Source organism: Pseudoalteromonas sp. C2R02, assembly GCF_018860845.1.
Classification (GTDB): Bacteria; Pseudomonadota; Gammaproteobacteria; order Enterobacterales; family Alteromonadaceae; genus Pseudoalteromonas.
In genome coordinates this window covers 303,472-320,184 of record NZ_JAHKQC010000040.1, presented here as the reverse complement: position 1 = coordinate 320,184, position 16,713 = coordinate 303,472, and the positions used below count along the sequence as shown (strand labels likewise).

The 16,713-nt window shown below is 35.8% G+C and carries 19 protein-coding genes; 13 read left to right on the top strand and 6 right to left on the bottom strand.

The genetic code is table 11. The features are described 5' to 3' along the window. The first annotated feature begins 618 nt into the window (after positions 1-618). Entirely contained in the window at positions 619-1,587 is a 969-nt protein-coding gene (locus KO527_RS19475; RefSeq protein ID WP_216041923.1) for a dihydrodipicolinate synthase family protein, read from the top strand. A 182-nt stretch (positions 1,588-1,769) separates the two neighbouring features. Here the strand turns inward: KO527_RS19475 and KO527_RS19470 are convergent, their stop codons facing one another. Continuing rightward, on the bottom strand, positions 1,770-3,023 hold the full coding sequence (locus tag KO527_RS19470; RefSeq protein ID WP_216041922.1) for an FAD-dependent oxidoreductase: 1,254 nt from the start codon (positions 3,021-3,023) through the stop codon (positions 1,770-1,772). A gap of 291 nt (positions 3,024-3,314) precedes the next feature. Here KO527_RS19470 and KO527_RS19465 point away from each other — a divergent pair, with 291 nt between their 5' ends. From KO527_RS19465 to KO527_RS19455, 3 genes are all read left to right on the top strand, one after another. Further along, positions 3,315-4,316 carry a 4-hydroxyproline epimerase gene (locus KO527_RS19465; RefSeq protein WP_216041921.1) on the top strand — a complete coding sequence of 334 codons (1,002 nt, stop codon included), beginning with the start codon at positions 3,315-3,317 and terminating at the stop codon, positions 4,314-4,316. A 9-nt stretch (positions 4,317-4,325) separates the two neighbouring features. Continuing rightward, on the top strand, positions 4,326-5,807 hold the full coding sequence (locus KO527_RS19460; RefSeq protein ID WP_216041920.1) for an aldehyde dehydrogenase (NADP(+)): 1,482 nt from the start codon (positions 4,326-4,328) through the stop codon (positions 5,805-5,807). A gap of 86 nt (positions 5,808-5,893) precedes the next feature. Continuing rightward, entirely contained in the window at positions 5,894-6,550 is a 657-nt protein-coding gene (locus KO527_RS19455; protein ID WP_216041919.1) for a GntR family transcriptional regulator, read from the top strand. Between the two features lie 46 nt (positions 6,551-6,596). On the opposite strand, the gene KO527_RS19450 is transcribed toward KO527_RS19455, so the two are convergent. The 5 genes from KO527_RS19450 to KO527_RS19430 form a co-directional block, all read right to left on the bottom strand. After that, a complete protein-coding gene (locus KO527_RS19450; RefSeq protein WP_216041918.1) occupies positions 6,597-6,998 on the bottom strand; it encodes a hypothetical protein in 402 nt (133 codons plus the stop codon). 96 nt (positions 6,999-7,094) lie between these two features. After that, entirely contained in the window at positions 7,095-7,457 is a 363-nt protein-coding gene (locus tag KO527_RS19445) for a PilZ domain-containing protein (RefSeq protein ID WP_216041917.1), read from the bottom strand. Between the two features lie 153 nt (positions 7,458-7,610). Then, on the bottom strand, positions 7,611-8,798 hold the full coding sequence (locus KO527_RS19440; protein WP_216041916.1) for a VWA domain-containing protein: 1,188 nt from the start codon (positions 8,796-8,798) through the stop codon (positions 7,611-7,613). An 18-nt stretch (positions 8,799-8,816) separates the two neighbouring features. Continuing rightward, positions 8,817-9,653: a MoxR family ATPase gene (locus KO527_RS19435; RefSeq protein WP_216041915.1), complete on the bottom strand. Its 837-nt coding sequence runs from the start codon at positions 9,651-9,653 to the stop codon at positions 8,817-8,819. 165 nt (positions 9,654-9,818) lie between these two features. Then, positions 9,819-10,370, bottom strand: coding sequence for a hypothetical protein (locus KO527_RS19430; RefSeq protein WP_216041914.1), 552 nt, complete (start codon positions 10,368-10,370; stop codon positions 9,819-9,821). Positions 10,371-10,614: 244 nt separating this feature from the next. On the opposite strand from KO527_RS19430, the gene KO527_RS19425 reads away from it, so the two are divergent. The 9 genes from KO527_RS19425 to KO527_RS19385 all read left to right on the top strand — a co-directional run bounded on the left by KO527_RS19425 (position 10,615) and on the right by KO527_RS19385 (position 16,682). After that, on the top strand, positions 10,615-11,088 hold the full coding sequence (locus KO527_RS19425) for a DUF2947 family protein (protein ID WP_216041913.1): 474 nt from the start codon (positions 10,615-10,617) through the stop codon (positions 11,086-11,088). A gap of 85 nt (positions 11,089-11,173) precedes the next feature. After that, on the top strand, positions 11,174-11,791 hold the full coding sequence (locus tag KO527_RS19420) for a hypothetical protein (protein ID WP_216041912.1): 618 nt from the start codon (positions 11,174-11,176) through the stop codon (positions 11,789-11,791). Positions 11,792-11,824: 33 nt separating this feature from the next. Further along, on the top strand, positions 11,825-12,115 hold the full coding sequence (gene ftsB / locus KO527_RS19415) for a cell division protein FtsB (RefSeq protein WP_216041911.1): 291 nt from the start codon (positions 11,825-11,827) through the stop codon (positions 12,113-12,115). A 2-nt stretch (positions 12,116-12,117) separates the two neighbouring features. After that, complete coding sequence (ispD, locus tag KO527_RS19410; protein ID WP_216041910.1) at positions 12,118-12,846, top strand: 2-C-methyl-D-erythritol 4-phosphate cytidylyltransferase; 729 nt, start codon at positions 12,118-12,120, stop codon at positions 12,844-12,846. A 2-nt stretch (positions 12,847-12,848) separates the two neighbouring features. Beyond that, entirely contained in the window at positions 12,849-13,352 is a 504-nt protein-coding gene (gene ispF, locus KO527_RS19405) for a 2-C-methyl-D-erythritol 2,4-cyclodiphosphate synthase (RefSeq protein WP_216041909.1), read from the top strand. Beyond that, complete coding sequence (locus KO527_RS19400) at positions 13,352-14,398, top strand: tRNA pseudouridine(13) synthase TruD (RefSeq protein WP_216041908.1); 1,047 nt, start codon at positions 13,352-13,354, stop codon at positions 14,396-14,398. The genes ispF and KO527_RS19400 overlap by 1 nt, the downstream gene beginning before the upstream one ends. Beyond that, positions 14,395-15,165: a 5'/3'-nucleotidase SurE gene (gene surE / locus KO527_RS19395; protein ID WP_216041907.1), complete on the top strand. Its 771-nt coding sequence runs from the start codon at positions 14,395-14,397 to the stop codon at positions 15,163-15,165. Before KO527_RS19400 ends, surE begins: the two co-directional genes overlap by 4 nt. Further along, positions 15,152-15,799, top strand: a complete 648-nt coding sequence (locus tag KO527_RS19390) for a protein-L-isoaspartate(D-aspartate) O-methyltransferase (protein WP_252733881.1) — start codon at positions 15,152-15,154, stop codon at positions 15,797-15,799. Before surE ends, KO527_RS19390 begins: the two co-directional genes overlap by 14 nt. 58 nt (positions 15,800-15,857) lie before the next feature. Further along, the gene (locus KO527_RS19385) at positions 15,858-16,682 is read left to right on the top strand and encodes a peptidoglycan DD-metalloendopeptidase family protein (protein ID WP_216041906.1); all 825 of its coding nucleotides are present in this window, start codon (positions 15,858-15,860) and stop codon (positions 16,680-16,682) included. The last annotated feature ends 31 nt before the right edge of the window (positions 16,683-16,713 follow it).

Genomic DNA, 16,713 nt, shown 5'->3' with positions numbered 1-16,713 from the left:
AATAAATATGTGATCAATCAAAATGGTCTAAATATTCAATCGCTGCGTTGCCTGCATGGATGCAGGTACTTAGGTTTAGTCTGGAACTATAACCTGTGCTTTCAATCCCAATAGCCAGTTATTGCTCAATTAAGTGCCTTGTCTACATGGATGTAGGTATTTAGGATTAGCCTGGAGCTATAAAGCTGTCCTCTTGAAAATTTACCCTAAAGTATATTAGATCACTAACTTAATAGAATTGATATAAACAATATTTTCATAACAATTAAATGGACGATTTGATAATTCCCTTTGATGAATCCATTGCCATGCTTGTTCTACAGGATTCAGTTTTGGTGAATACTCTGATAATAGTTGATTGATAGATTTTTAAATTTATTTGCAATATATCATTAGCAAAAAAACTTCTGAAATAGGCTTGAATGAAAGTATGGAGATTGAATATATCCGAAATTTACATAAAAATAATGGGGCTAAGGATCATTGCTCGTTAACTTAAGCCCTTTGAATGAAGTCTCCTCCTTTTCTTGAGGTAATTTAAATGGTAATATTTAATCAAATGGTATAATGTATACCATATTACGTAATTGATATAATTTTAAAACCAAAGGTAATATGATGGAAAAAAATAGTACAGATTGGCGATATACGGTTATGCCGGCAGTGTTTACATGGTTCAAAGAGTCAGAATCAGATGCTCTTGAAATTGACTTTGATGAAACAAAAAGACAGGCTGCAGCTGTTTTAAAAGCTCAAGGAAAGGGCGGAAGCAGAATGGGCGGACTTGTCGCTTCTGGTACTCTGGGAGAGAATAGCTACCTGAGTAACGAACAACGCCTTTCTTTACTTAAATCCCTTTCTGAGGTTGCTAAAGAATACAATGTGCCATTGATCAGTGGAGCTGCAGCAGAAACTAAGGAAGAGATTGCCCAAATAGTTCAAGGACTAGCAACCGTTGGCGTGGATACCGTTATGGTAATGCCACCAAAAACTCAGGCAGTACCTTCTGATGAAGAAATATATGCGTACTATGCGCTTGCTGCAACAGCTGCAAAAGAGGCTGGCGTAACAATTATGCCTTATAACAATCCTGATGCAGCCGGATATCATGCAATTTCAACAGAGCTTCTTAGAAGACTTGCTGCTCTAACTGAGGTAACGGCGCTTAAAATATCGACTACGGATGTTTCAACTATTGAAACTCTGATGGTAGAGAATAAAGATTTAAAAATCTTAGCAGGAGTTGACACTGTAACTGTACATGCAGGGCTTGCTGGAGCATGTGGTGGCATTACAGGTGTAGGTACTATCTTCCCAAAAGCGAGTGTTACTATGCAAGAGCATGTTTTAAAAGGTGAGTGGGCTGAGGCAAACAAAATTTCTCAGGCTATGAATTCTATATCATACCTTGATGCGCAACCCTTGCTTATGGAATACCTTAAGCTTGCTATGGGAATTCATCATAATGATGCCGATGGAGGACTTCGAACTCTTGGTAAAAAATTGACTCAAGAACAAATTGATGATGTCCGTGCAAGATATACTCTAACAAAAGAAAGACTTGAAGCTCTAGATTTATTAGACTAATTCTGTAAAGACTCAAAAGAGAAGCCTCATTTTCATGGGGCTTTTTGCGTTTAACTCACACAATATGTGGATAATAAAGATCAAAAAAGGAGCTAAGAGCTCCTTTGTTTTGCTTAACAATCAGAACGAGTTGCTACTAATCTCCACGCTACATAGAAACAGCAAGGTACACTCTGAGATTTTTAAAATCTACTAATAGAATAAGGTGTTAATGGGATTTCGGTTTCTTTTCCTAATATACAGTCAGCTATCAGTTCAGCATTAGTTGCAGCTAAAGTAAGCCCTAAATGTTGATGCCCAAATGAAAAGTATATATTGTTATGTCTCGGTGAGCTGCCAACGACAGGTTTTGAGTCAGGTAAGCTAGGCCTAAAACCCATCCAACGATACTCTCCTGTTTTAGTATCATTAATTTTCGGCCAGATAGCTTTTCCGGAAGGAAGTAGTGCATCGGCTCTTTTTGTATTCATTTCTTTGTTTAAACCTGCAAATTCTACTGTACCAGCTAAACGCAGTCCATCTCTCATTGGGGTCATGATAAACTTTCTTTCATAAGAGACGATAGGGCGGGTAGGCTGCATAGCTGCTCCAACCATATAGTGATAGCCACGTTCTGTATCTAATGGCACTTTATACCCCAATTGCTTACAGAATGATTTACTGTGTGCACCAGTTGCTAATAATGCTTTATCTGTTTTATAAACCTGGCCTTTAGAGGTAATAGTTACAAGAACATTATCAGATTCTATTTTTGATATTTCACATTGTTTAAATTCAACACCTATACTTTTTGCTTTAAGATAAATTTCTTTTGTAAGTGTTTCTGGGCAACAGGTGTGTGCTACATCAGTAAATAATAGCGCCCATGTAACGTTTTCAGATATCCCAGGTTCAAGTTTATTAAGCTGTGTTTTGTTTAAAAGTTCAACTGAAATGCCTTCAGCTTGGTATTCTTGTTGAACTTTAATTGCACTTTTGCTTGAAATTGATTCAAAAGTTAACAGGCTACCTTGCTTATGAAATAGTGATTGTAGGCTTGTTTCTGCTATTAAAGAGTCCCATGATGCCATTGCAATTTCATTAATTGATTTCAGCGCTTCTTTATTTTCATTAAACAGCTTAGATCTCATATTATTCATAAACTTTAAAAACCAAGGTATTGTTTTATGAAAATAACGAGGTGCAATACAAAAAGGGCCTAATGGGTCTAGAAGCATTTTAGGGACTTGAGGTAAAAGTGATTTTTGAGCTAACGGGAAAACTTGCTCAGTAGCAAAGTGACCTGCGTTTCCTTTTGAGCAACCTTGAGCAATACCTTCTTTATCAAACAAGGTCACTTGAAATCCAGCTCGCTGTAATCTGTAAGCTGCAGTTACACCAATAATACCAGCGCCTATGACGGCAACTGTTTCCGAGTTTGAATTGTCACTTTTCATAATAAATATCAAATAAAGGTTGTAATTGCATACAATATACATTAATTTGTGTTGTATACAATGTACTATTATTAATTATTTGTTAGGGAAATGCAATGAAACCAAACTCGGTAGGCGTATCAAAGCAATTCAATAAAGATTTCTCTAAGTTTGGATTTTAATTCCCCGTGGAGCAGTCATCCCTAAATGACCATAGCCAGCTTGAGTAAACTCAAGCTGGCATTTTAATTTGATTATGTAAGCTACTGAGATGTTTACTTAATCAAATTTAGTTTGATAAAAGGTAATAAAATGAACAAAGGAACATTTTTTTGTATTGACGCTCATACCTGTGGCAATCCAGTTAGATTAGTAACTTCAGGTCACCCAAACCTGAAGGGTGAAACAATGAGTGAAAAGCGAAGCCATTTCTTAAAGGAATATGACTGGATCCGTAAAGGATTAATGTTTGAACCTCGTGGCCACGATATGATGTCAGGTGCTTTTTTGTACCCTCCATGTACAGAGGAAGCTGATGCTTCAATTTTATTTATAGAAACATCTGGTTGTTTACCTATGTGCGGCCACGGTACTATCGGTACAATTACCGCTGGGCTTGAGGGCGGATTATTAAATAGTAAGGTTCCAGGAAAGTTAATTATTGATGTGCCTGCAGGTCAAATTAATGTTGAATACCAAATGACAGGTAAGAAAGTTGATTGGGTTAAAATTTATAATATTGCATCGTACTTAGCACATCAAGATATCGAAATTGATGTGCCTGAGCTTGGTAAAATTAAACTTGATATTGCTTATGGTGGTAACTTTTACGCGATTGTAGAACCACAAGAAAATTATCCAGGATTAGAAAGCTTCACTCCAGATCAAATTTTAAAATACAGCCCCCTAATTCGTGAAATTGCGGGAAAAGCAGTTGAATGTGTTCACCCTGAAGATCCAAGCGTGAATGGTCTTTCACATGTTTTATGGACAGGCGAGCCTCAAAAAGCAGATTCGTCTGCTGCTAATGCGGTCTTTTATGGTGACAAAGCCATTGATCGCTCTCCATGTGGTACAGGTACATCAGCAAGAATGGCGCAGTTATATACAAAAGGTTTATTAGAGCAAGGACAAGATTTTGTTCACGAAAGCATTATCGGCAGTCAATTTGTCGGAAGAGTAGAACGTGTAACAGAGATAGAGGGAATTACGGCAATTATGCCTTCAATTCAAGGATGGGCACAAGTTACGGGTAATAATCAAATCACAATTGATGATGATGATCCGTATGCCTTTGGTTTTCAATTAGTTTAGGAGATAAATATGTTATCTGGTTTATGTTTTATTGGCGGTCAATGGCAAGCTGATACAGAAGTTACTTTTAATGCAATTAATGCAGCAGAACACACTAAGTTAGCACCTGATTTTACTAACTGTAGCTCTGAGCAATTGGAGCAAGCGTGTTTATTAGCTGAACAAGCTTTTGTTACATACCGTAAAAAAACAGTACAGCAGCGTTCAGATTTTTTAAATGAAATTGCTGAGCAATTAGTTAAAGTTGAGACATTACTTGTTGAACGTACACCACTGGAAACCGGTTTACCTCAAGCGAGAATTCAAGGTGAGCTTGGTCGTACGGTTAATCAATTAAGATTGTTTGCAAATAATATCATTAAAGATGCATCTATTATTGCACATGATACGGCTATGCCAGATCGCGCACCTATGCCGCGCCCTGATATGAAATTATCACAATTACCTTTAGGTCCAGTCGCTGTATTTGGTGCAAGTAATTTCCCATTAGCATTTAGTACTGCAGGTGGTGATACTGCGTCAGCTTTAGCTGCTGGTTGTCCGGTAATTTTTAAATCTCACTCAGCCCACCCAGGTACTTGTGAGATTGTTGCTAAAGCAATTGAAATTGCGATTGATAACTGTGCTATGCCGAAAGGTGTATTTGCATTAATTCATAGCAAAGCATATGAGATCAGCCATTCATTAGTTAAAAACCCTAAAATTAAAGCGGTTGGTTTTACGGGTTCTTATCGTGTGGGTATGGCATTACAAGAAAGCATATACCAGCGTAAAGAGCCAATTCCTTTTTACGGTGAATTAGGTGCTGTAAACCCACAGCTGTTATTACCAGGTTTGATTTCTGAGAAAGCAGATTCGGTTGCACAGGAGTTTGTCGCTTCAATGAATATGGGGTGTGGTCAATTTTGTACAAATCCAGGTTTATGGTTAGTAAGTGAAGCTGAGAAAGCAACTTTTGAAAGTGTATTAGTTGATAAAATTCAATCTAGTCCTGCGCAAGTTATGCTGACTCCAGCTATGTTGAATGCATACCAATCAGGTTGTGAAAACATATCTAAAGAAGCAACTTTGGTTGCTAAAGGTCAAGAGCAAGATAAAAAAGCGACAACACACTTATTTGTTACTTCTGCCGATGCTTTTATCAATAATGCTAAATTACACGATGAAGTCTTTGGCCCAGCTTCATTAATTGTAACTTATAAAGACTTAGATCAAGCTGCGCAGTTAATTGATATTTTAGGCGGTCAGTTAACGGCTTCAGTTCATGGTTCAACTGATGTAATTAATGAAAATGAAGATCTTATTGAAGCATTATCATATAAAGTTGGTCGTTTGATTTTCAATCAAATGCCAACAGGCGTTGAAGTAAGCGATGCAATGATGCATGGCGGACCTTTCCCTTCTTCAACAGATGTACGTAGTACATCGGTAGGTTCTCAAGCGATTAATCGCTTTTTAAGACCTATTTGTTATCAAAACTCAGCAATGTAATTAAAAAGGCTGCTCATAGAGTGGCCTTTTTTTTTCAAGACGTTAAACTAGAGTAATAATTATTAAAAATAAAGAAATGAATTAATATGGCTCTGGCATATAAAACACGAACCGAATTTGTTGTAGATGCAATTCGAGAAAAAATACTAAAAGGTGAAGTGAAATCTGGTCAGCCATTACGTCAAGCTGCTTTAGCCGAAGATCTTGATGTGAGTCGAATTCCTGTACGAGAAGCATTATTACAATTAGAAGCTGAAGGTTTAGTTAAGTTTCAAGCCCATAAGGGTGCGATTGTAACTGAGCTCAATGCAGAACATGTTGATGAGTTATTTGAACTAAGAGCCATGCTTGAAGCTGACCTATTAGCACGTTCTATTCCAAATTTAACTACTGAAGACTTTGAGCAAGCTGAAAAGATTTTATTAGAGCTAGAAGATGCATTGCAACATGAAGATAGTGCAAATATTTGGGCGGATTTAAATACACACTTTCACGCCTATTTATATAAAGGAAGCGATCGCCCGCAAACAATTGATATTGTAAACACCTTAAATAAAAACTCTGACCGCTATATTCGCATGCATTTATTATTGGCTGGCGGAATAAAAAAAGCAGGCCCAGAACATAGACAGTTAATTGATTTTTGTAAATCAGGTAACGTTGAAAGTGCTTGCCAACTTTTAAAGCAACATATATTAGGCGCTAAAGAAGAAATAAAAGAGCTGCTAATAAATAATAACTAAATAAAAAAAGCATCCATTAGGATGCTTTTTATTGATTATTGGTCATTTATTTACTGTAATACTTGTTATTGTTACGTGTTTTGAATTTCTTTTTTCTCGAATAGCGATTACTTAATCGTAGAAACAAAATCCAACCTGCCATAATACATAAAACAAATGCAAAGACTGCAGCAATCTTATTTTCAATCCAAGTAACTACTAATATTCCAGTCAGAAAACAAGCAAAGGGCTTTAAATCGTACATTATTTTATTGTGATCATCTTTTTGTCTTGCGTATTCATGATCTGAGCGTCGAAAGTGAGATCTTAGATTCCAAACAAGTGCGCCAATAAGAAAAAAGAAACCACCTGAAATAGATGTGAAAAAAGAAGGATCAAAAGTAATAAGCCCATAGCCAATTGCTAAATACAAATAGGGCAAACTTTCATAAATTGGTTTACTAAGCATATTAATCAAAACTTATTTAACATGCTTAAATTTTAGTCGATAAAATGAATTTAGGGAGGAACTATAAAAAATTGTGTGAAATTCAAAATAAATGAGTTACTCAGGATGAGCAAGCGCATCTAACTCTCTATTTAATAGTTCATCATCACCTACATTGAGTTCAATTAAACGTTTTAAATGCGTGGCGCTATCGATATCAATTTGCTCACACAACAAGCCTAAATATTCTTCTTTTTCGTGAACAACGCTCGTATTCATATTGAGCTCGATTTCACTTTGTGCGAGTTTAAAAGTTAATAAAACAGACTTAGCATCGCCACTTTTCCAGTTATCAGGCTTTTTTACAAGTGCACCTTTTAAAGATAAATCTATAAGCTCGGATGTCCAAACTTTGCCCATATTTGAAAGGTGGGCTGTGGTTGAAAATATAATTCGAGTAAAGTGACGTCTATCTTGCATAGTGAAAGCTCATAAAGTTTAAGAATATAAACTGAAGTATTAATTTCAGTTTATCAAAGGGTTAAAGTTATGGTTAATAAATAACTTAATTTATACTTTTAAGAATAGTCTGTTTTATCATGACTTGGTAGTCATAATCGTGAGATTAGTTAATCAAGTTAAATTATTTATACTTTCACTGATACCTTCTAATGTCAGAGGATACATTCTGTTTGCCATTAACTCTTTTATCATATTGATTGAATGGTAATAATTCCAATGCTCTTTGGGTTGTGGGTTGAGCCATACCGCTTTGTCAAAATGGTTTGTGATTTGGTTTATCCACATAGAGCCAGGTTGTTCATTCCAATGTTCAACACTGCCACCCGGGTAAGCTATTTCATAAGGTCCCATAGTGGCATCACCTACAAATATCACCTTATAATCTCGGCCAAAACGATTAATTAGCTCTAAAGTGCTTAGCGTTTCATGACGTCTTCGGTTATTGTCTTGCCAAACATGCTCATACAAACAATTATGAAAATAGAAAAACTCTAAATATTTAAATTCGTTATGGGCTGCACTAAATAGCTCTTCGCAGGTTTGAATATAGTCATCCATTGATCCGCCCACATCAAAAAACATAAGTACTTTAACTGCATTATGACGTTCGGGCTGCATTTTTACATCTAACATACCGCCTTGAGCAGCGGTTGCACTAATCGTTGCATTGAGATCTAATTCATCACTGGCACCTGCCCGAGCAAATTTTCTTAGCTTTTTGAGTGCAAGTTTCATAGTGCGTGAGCTTATTTGCGCATCAGCATCAAAGTTTTTAAATTCTCTTTTATCCCATACTTTAACAGCTTGTCGGTTTCGATTACCATCTTGCCCAATTCTGATCCCTTCAGGATTATAGCCATAAGCACCAAATGGTGACGTACCACCCGTGCCAACCCATTTATTGCCGCCTGCATGACGTTTTTGTTGCTCGGCTAAACGCTCTTTTAGGGTTTTCATTAATTCATCAAGACCGCCCATAGCCTTAATTTTCTGTTTTTCTTCTTCAGTTAAATGCTTTTCGAACTCTTTTCTTAACCAATCGGCTGGCAGTTCATTTTGTTGTTTTAGCTGCTCAAATACATCAATGTTCTCAATACCTTCAAAGTAATGGGCAAATGCTTTATCAAATTTATCGAATTGAGTTTCATCCTTTACCATGATGGTTCGCGCTAAAAAGTAAAAATCATCAATATTGGCAAAAACAGCACCTTTTTCTAAGGCACGTATTAAATCTAATAGTTCACGCATGCTGACAGCAAGCTGGTATTTTTTTAAGGTTAGGAAAAACTCAATTAGCATAATTATTAACTCTTAAGGTCATCTTCTACTCATAAAAGCAAGCTTTTCTAATAAAGTGATGTCTTGCTCATTTTTAAGTAAAGCACCAAACATTGGCATTAAACCACCTCTATTTGTTTTATCTTGCAGTGCTTCAGGTGAGATATCTTCAGCAAGTAATAATTTAAGCCAATCAAGTAACTCACTTGTCGAAGGTTTCTTTTTAAGGCCGTTAACTTCACGTAAATTAAAAAAGGTTTCAAGTGCAGCTGTGACTAGGTTTTGTTTTACGTCAGGATGATGCACATCTATGATTTGCTGCATTTCACTGGTTGTTGGAAAATTAATATAGTGAAAGAAACAGCGGCGTAAAAAAGCATCAGGAAGTTCTTTTTCATTATTAGATGTGATAATTACGATAGGTCTTTGCTTGGCGACAATACGTTCTTGCGTTTCATAAACATGGAACTCCATCTTGTCTAACTCAAGTAATAAGTCATTTGGAAATTCTATATCAGCCTTATCTATCTCATCAATCAATAGAACTGGGCGTTTAGAGGCATCAAATGCTTGCCATAATTTACCTTTGACTATGTAGTTGCCAATATCATTTACTTTCTCATCACCAAGTTGGCTATCTCTTAAGCGAGATACCGCATCATACTCATATAATCCTTGCTGGGCTTTAGTGGTTGATTTTATATGCCATTGAATTAAATCAGTATCTAAAGCAGCGGCAAGCTCTTCAGCTAACATGGTTTTACCTGTGCCAGGCTCCCCTTTTATTAATAATGGCTTTTCTAACAAGATGGCCGCATTAACGGCAAGTTTTAAAGAGTTACTCGCGATATAGTTTTCAGTGCCATTAAATTGCATGGTCATTACCTTGAAGTGGTCAGATGAGGTAATCATCCCATATTTTTACTTTTTTGTTGATAACTTTTTATTGAGTCATTGAGTGTTGTACTGGAGTGATTTAAATATTTACAGACAAACTAAGAGTTAGCTGCAAATATTTAGGAATTGATTTAAATTATAATGCTAGAAATTACCAAGAAAGCTTGTCCAAAAATCTACGCCGTGAAGTCTTTCAAATACAAGATCAAAATCGTCAATCGAGTCCTCAGCTACGTCCTTTATTAAAGATTCTGAATTAGAAATGATAGAGGTTGTTTCATGATGGCTTGTTGCTACAAGCGTTTTTGTTTTTACATCGATTAATTTTGCCATAATATCAGCTTCGGCATAGCTAGAGCGAGTCATAGGTTTTGAGTCTACTTCAGCTAGCAGTATACCTTTAGCATCGATTTTTTCAGCTAGAATGAATAATGCTTTGGTTTGATCATTTTCATATGCTTCAATTAAGTCATTATCTTTCAATAACATCATGATTAAGCTAGGTGGAATAACTTCTATTTGTGAGCTGGTTGCGAAGTGGTGTTCAAACTTTACTTCAGCGATACTTGCATCCTCTCCATTAAAAGGAGCAATGATTACTTTTGGCCACTTTAAGTTTTCATAACGATCGTTAAATTGAATATTAGTACAGCCAATAATAGCAAAGCTAAGAAAAGTAAGAAGAAGGGTCTTCATTTTAATTCCATATAAATTAATGATTAATTAAAATAAATTACATCATAGATTTACAAATTATTAAAGTTAATAATCGACTTTCTCTTATCAGATGTAAGCTGTTGATCTTAGATTAATGCATCAGTTTTAACTTCTGGAAGAGAGTTGTAGAAAAAATACTGTCTATCATAAATTTAATTATTTCTGAACGTCAATAATCGGTATACTAGTCAAGTTTGTTATTTCTCTATTAAGCATATATTCAATGAACTATATTTCGTTAAATGATTACAAAAAAGCATGGGTTTTTCGTCACAAAGACTTACCGATAGATCCTGATGATTTTCTAAAAATTAAACCTATGAGTGAATCGCGTTCAGCGAATTTATGGGCAAGCTTTCTTAGCAATGAAAATGATCATCCCGATTTTTTTAAATCATCAGACTGGCCTGGTAATGATGATAACTGGGTTGAAAGCATTGAATGGGAAAAGCTTTGGGAAAATGACGAAGAACATTTACCAGAAGAAATACTTACACATTTAAACTGGGACAATAATACCGTTATATATTTTTGCAACAGTCGCCGTGATGTAATAGAAACAAGCTGGAGTATTTTCAAAAAATACTGGAAAAACTTCTTATTTATGAGTGACGGTAGTATTTTAATTGGTAAAAAGCGTAAAGAAGCAGTTCAGTTTTTGGAGAACGGGCAAGCCAAATTAGGTAATAAACCTTAATCTAAGTCGTTGTTAGTATGATTTTGATAAATGTTCTTTTTTTAGGCTATTATGATATAACTAAATAGTACTTGAGGTTAACTCATTGTCAGAACAGCTAAAATTGCAATCAGATTTGCTGGTTAAGGGCGAAAATCATCTTGCTTATATAGAATTATGCAATGCATTTTATGCTCGAGAAGTCGTGCGCTTGAGTCGCGAGTCTGATCATAATCGGCTTAGAAGACTATTAGCAAGTTTGCCATATTATATTGAGCGTGCGTCTGAGCATATTTTACAAGGAAATAGCCCCTTGCAACTGGACGGTCAAAATGGCTGTTGGATTGCAAAGCAAAGTAGAAATTTTCCATGTCTTGATAAAGAGAAAAATAGTCGGTTTTATACAAAAAAGTCGTTTCCTGGATTTATTTTACCTTTAGCTGTACTAAACAAAGGTGAATTAGTCGTTAAAATAGATTGCTTAGATCAAGTCTATAAAGATAAAATTCATTGTAATGAACATGGTTGGTTTGATTTATCAGGCCAACAATTAGATAGCCAGAGCGCATATATTTTAAAACCAACAAAATCTGTTATGACGGCGGCTTGTTGTGGGCACCGATGGCGTGAAGGTAAAAGAGTGACGCCACGTTTGTTATCTTTACGAGAAATGTTATTAGCAGCTCGAATTAATTGGCATAATTTTACTAAACCACTCACTTAGGCTAGCCCTAAATAATCGGAGAACCCAAATCAAATGAGGCTATTTCAGATAGGGTTACTGTGTTTACTTCTTCTATTACAGTATAAATTATGGTTTGCACATAATGGCGTAAAAGATTATACCCGCTTACAAACTGCTGTTACTAAACACCAAAAATTGAATGAGCAGCTAATAAAACGTAATAAATTATTAGAAGCGGATATTAAGGATTTAAAAACCGGTTTAGAAGGCGTAGAAGAACGCGCTCGTAACGAACTGGGCTTGATTAAACCGGGCGAAACTTTTTTCCGTTTATTACCGAATAAAAATACATATAAAGAATAAAAATGACTGATAAAGCGAATTTAAATATTGCCGCGATTGTTCCTGCTGCTGGTATTGGTAGCAGAATGCAAAGTGACTTACCTAAGCAGTATTTAAAAATTAATCATAAAACTGTATTAGAACATACCTTAGATAAACTCACTCAAATTAAAGATATCAATCAAATAAGTGTTGCGATTAGTCCTGATGACGGATTTTATAATCAGCTTAAAATCAATAATGTAAAAATTAGCACTGTGATAGGAGGCAGTTCTAGGGCTATCTCTGTGTTAAATGCGTTGGATAATCTAAAACAAAATAGTAAAAATAAAATTGATTGGGTATTAGTTCATGATGCCGCAAGACCATTGGTTTACCCAGATGATATAAATAAATTAATTGATACGGCTATTGTTCATCAAAAAGGCGGTATTTTAGCTTCTAAAGTTAAAGATACTATCAAAAAATCTAAAAATAATAAGCCTTTAGACTTGGTATTAGAGACTGTGCCTCGAGATGCTTTATGGCAAGCTATGACGCCGCAAATATTTAAATTTGAAGTATTACATAAATCACTTAGTGATGCTCTTGCACAAAATATAGAAATTACTGATGAAGCCTCTGCAATGGAGTGGGCTGGGTTTGAGGTTATGCTAGTGGCAGGCCGTTCTGACAATATCAAAATTACAACACCCGAAGATTTGCAATTAGCGAGTTTTTATTTATCACAAACACATAATATATTGGAGTAACAATGCTACGCATAGGACATGGTTTTGATGTACATAAATTTGGTGGCACAGGACCTTTAACAATTGCAGGTGTTAAAATTGATTATGCACAAGGCTTTATAGCGCACTCTGACGGTGATGTGGCAATACATGCCTTATGTGATGCCATTTTAGGCTCGCTGGCATTAGGTGACATAGGCAAACACTTTCCTGATACCGCCAGTGAATATGAAAATATAGATAGTAGAATATTATTACGTCATGTGGTGAATTTAGCTAAAAATGAAGGGTATTGTTTAGGCAATGCTGATATTACTATTATCGCTCAAGCACCAAAAATGCTGCCTCATATTGAAAACATGCGTTCAATTTTAGCGAGTGATTTAAATACTGAAATTTCTCAAGTTAATGTAAAAGCCACTACAACAGAAAAACTCGGATTTGAAGGGCGCAAAGAAGGTATCTCTAGCCATGCTGTCGTGATTTTACAAAAAATAGACATAAATAAAGAGCTAAAAAATACATAATGAGCGAGTTAAATTTCTGCGACCTAAATTATTTATATGGTAAGCCATTAGCACAAGCTGATTTTAAACAACAAGCTGAAGACTTTATCGTTGATGAAGTACTTGGTTTTGAGCTTTCAGGTGAAGGCGAACATGTGTGTTTGCAAGTGGTTAAAAAAGGTGAAAATACGCAGTTTATTGTTAAGAAACTGGCTGAATTTGCCCAAACTTCACCAAAAAATGTCAGCTATGCAGGTTTAAAAGATAGGCATGGTGTTTGTAGTCAATGGTTTAGTGTACCGGTACCAATTAAAAAAGATATCGACTTTTCTAAGCTAAATAGCGAAAGCTTATTTGTATTAACCCAAAAAAGGCATAGCCGTAAATTGAAAACGGGTTGTCATAAAGGTAATAAATTTACAATTAGGCTGAGAAATGTCACAGATCCACTTGATGTTTTATGTCGGATCAATGCGGTTAGAAGCGGTGTACCTAATTATTTTGGTCCACAAAGGTTTGGACATGGTGGGCATAACTTAGATATGGCAAAACGTATGTTTGCCGGTGAAAGGATCAGGGATCGAAAATTAAGAGGTTTGATTATTTCAGCAGCACGTTCATTTGTTTTTAATCAAATTGTTGACTTAAGAGTAACTGCACACGGATTAGCAAAAACATTGCCACAAGAAGTTTTTATGCTCAGTGGTAGTAATGCATTTTTCAAAGAAGATATTAATACGCAAACAATAGACCGTTTAGCGAGTGGTGATATTTGTTTATCTGCGCCTTTAATTGGCATGGGTGATAAAGGTTTAACTGATCTCGAGTTAATCTGGCTTGAAGATTATAAAGAATGGCGAGAAGGTTTAATTGAGCTGGGCTTAAAAACAGAAAGAAGAACGCTAAAACTGATTCCAAAAGGCCTGACTGTTACACAAGAAAATGAAACTGATTTAGTATTAGAGTTTGAGCTTAATAAAGGATGTTTTGCAACTTCAGTATTACGTGAATTAGCCAATTGTACGGATACATCTTTAAGAAAAAATATTGAAAAGGATGAGCAATGAAAATTTTATTAAGTAATGATGATGGTGTACATGCAAAAGGTATTCTTGCTTTATATCAGGCATTATCAAAAATTGCAGATGTAAGTGTTGTCGCGCCAGATCGCAACTGTAGTGGTGCCAGTAACTCATTAACCTTAATGAACCCACTGAGAGCAACAACCTTAGATAATGGTTTTATTTCCGTTAATGGCACTCCAACAGACTGTGTTCACTTAGCATTAAATGAGCTATTAGATCATACTCCAGACCTAGTTGTTGCAGGCATTAATAATGGTGCAAACTTAGGTGATGATACTTTATATTCAGGCACAGTTGCTGCTGCAACTGAAGGCCGTTATATGGGATTACCTGCAATTGCGGTGTCTTTGTGTTCTAAAAAAGAAGATAACTATGAAACAGCAGCGGCTGTAACGGTTGACTTGATCTCAGAATTGGCATCACACCCTTTACCAAGTGATCAAATAATTAATATCAATGTGCCAGATATTCCTCTATCAGAACTAAAAGGGTTAAAAGTAACTAGACTGGGCTCAAGGCATAAAGCTGAAACAATGAGTAAACAAAAAGATCCTTGGGGCAGGGATATATATTGGTATGGTACTTTAGGTGGTGAATTGGATGCAGGAGAAGGTACCGATTTTTTTGCTGTAAACCAAGGTTTTGCATCTATTACACCGCTAAATGTAGACATGACAGCAAAAAGTAGTTTGCAAGTAATGCAGGGATGGATCGATAAAATGGAGCTTAAAGGCGTTGAACACAAATAAGCAAACAGTGAATCGCAGTGCCCATGTTTTAGCCCAAAAACTATATGAAGAAGGCATAAACCAACAAGCTGTATTAGATGCCATAGCCTCAATACCGAGGCATGATTTTGTTGATTCCATATTAACTCATAAAGCTTATGAAAATACGGCTTTGCCTATTGGGTTAGGTCAAACAATATCACAACCATATATTGTAGCTAAGATGACGCAAATCTTAATTGAGCAGGGCGTTACAGATAGAGTGCTTGAAATAGGCACTGGTTCAGGTTATCAAAGTGCTGTTTTAGCTAAGGTATTTAGTGAAGTTTATTCTGTTGAGCGTATCAAATCGTTACAATGGCAAGCTAAGCGTCGATTACAAAGCCTAGATTTATATAATGTAGCCATGAAACATGGTGATGGCTGGCTTGGTTGGAAAAGTAAAGCGCCATTTAATGGCATTATTGTAACGGCTGCGGCATCTGAAGTGCCCACTGAGTTACTCTATCAATTATCTGACAATGGTATTTTAGTCGCACCTATTGGAGCTGGAGAGCAAAACCTAGTGATGTTTAAACGCCAAGGTGATAACTTTATACAGCAAGCATTAGAAGTTGTTAGGTTTGTTCCGTTAGTACCTGGCGACCTTGCATAATAAATATTAGCTTTTTGCTAACCAACAAATTCACCAAATAGGGAATTACATTTATTTTATGATTCGCATAATACATATTATTTTTGTGACGATTTTATGCGTATTAACCATTGGTTGTACTCAAAGAGGTACACCTGCACCTGTTGCTAGTCTTTCAACTACTCCGACCACTTTGAAACAAAAAATTAAAATAAGAAGTAGCAGCTATATTGTAAAAAAAGGTGAAACCCTTTATTCGATCTCATTTCGAGCAAATAAGGATTTTAGAGATCTTGCTAAGATCAACGGGATCTCTAAGCCGTATAAGATCTATCCAGGGCAAAAACTTAAACTAAATAGCTTGTTAGCAAGCAAGAAAAACACAACAAAACAGGCTAAAAAAACAGCGCTAACTACAAGTTATAAACAAAAAAGTAACAAGTTATCAAAGAAAGATCTTGTACAGCCAAAAAAACCGGAGTATGTTCAAAAACAAGCCAATAAATTATCAAAAACAAAAAAAACGCAATATGCCAAAAACGTAGCATGGCAATGGCCAGCAAAAGGTAAGGTAATTAGACGTTTTTCGAATAAAGATAATGGCTTTAAAGGAATTCTGATAGCTAATAAACGTAGCACTGCAATACATGCAGCATCTCATGGAACTGTAGTATATGCAGGCAGTGCGCTCAAAGGCTATGGGCAATTAATTATAGTGAAACATAACGATGATTATTTAAGTGCATATGCTCATAATAGACGATTATTAGTAAAGGAAAAACAGGAAGTAAAAGCTGGGCAATTAATAGCAGAGATGGGTAGTAGTGATGCCAAAATGACGGGGCTAAGATTTGAGATTCGTTATCGCGGTAAGTCAGTGAATCCTGTGAAATACTTGCCATAGTGTTAGTTTAATGTGTTGTACGTATATTCAC

Bases quoted from the DNA above. Each gene is read 5' to 3' on its own strand.
- surE (WP_216041907.1), top strand. From the start codon at position 14,395: ATGAAAATTTTATTAAGTAATGATGATGGTGTACATGCAAAAGGTATT.
- KO527_RS19440 (WP_216041916.1), bottom strand. From the start codon at position 8,798: ATGCTAATTGAGTTTTTCCTAACCTTAAAAAAATACCAGCTTGCTGTC.
- KO527_RS19450 (WP_216041918.1), bottom strand. From the start codon at position 6,998: ATGCTTAGTAAACCAATTTATGAAAGTTTGCCCTATTTGTATTTAGCA.
- KO527_RS19460 (WP_216041920.1), top strand. From the start codon at position 4,326: ATGTTATCTGGTTTATGTTTTATTGGCGGTCAATGGCAAGCTGATACA.
- KO527_RS19425 (WP_216041913.1), top strand. From the start codon at position 10,615: ATGAACTATATTTCGTTAAATGATTACAAAAAAGCATGGGTTTTTCGT.
- ftsB (WP_216041911.1), top strand. From the start codon at position 11,825: ATGAGGCTATTTCAGATAGGGTTACTGTGTTTACTTCTTCTATTACAG.
- KO527_RS19435 (WP_216041915.1), bottom strand. From the start codon at position 9,653: ATGCAATTTAATGGCACTGAAAACTATATCGCGAGTAACTCTTTAAAA.
- KO527_RS19400 (WP_216041908.1), top strand. From the start codon at position 13,352: ATGAGCGAGTTAAATTTCTGCGACCTAAATTATTTATATGGTAAGCCA.
- KO527_RS19430 (WP_216041914.1), bottom strand. From the start codon at position 10,370: ATGAAGACCCTTCTTCTTACTTTTCTTAGCTTTGCTATTATTGGCTGT.
- KO527_RS19455 (WP_216041919.1), top strand. From the start codon at position 5,894: ATGGCTCTGGCATATAAAACACGAACCGAATTTGTTGTAGATGCAATT.
- KO527_RS19465 (WP_216041921.1), top strand. From the start codon at position 3,315: ATGAACAAAGGAACATTTTTTTGTATTGACGCTCATACCTGTGGCAAT.
- KO527_RS19475 (WP_216041923.1), top strand. From the start codon at position 619: ATGGAAAAAAATAGTACAGATTGGCGATATACGGTTATGCCGGCAGTG.
- KO527_RS19470 (WP_216041922.1), bottom strand. From the start codon at position 3,023: ATGAAAAGTGACAATTCAAACTCGGAAACAGTTGCCGTCATAGGCGCT.
- KO527_RS19385 (WP_216041906.1), top strand. From the start codon at position 15,858: ATGATTCGCATAATACATATTATTTTTGTGACGATTTTATGCGTATTA.
- ispF (WP_216041909.1), top strand. From the start codon at position 12,849: ATGCTACGCATAGGACATGGTTTTGATGTACATAAATTTGGTGGCACA.
- KO527_RS19445 (WP_216041917.1), bottom strand. From the start codon at position 7,457: ATGCAAGATAGACGTCACTTTACTCGAATTATATTTTCAACCACAGCC.
- ispD (WP_216041910.1), top strand. From the start codon at position 12,118: ATGACTGATAAAGCGAATTTAAATATTGCCGCGATTGTTCCTGCTGCT.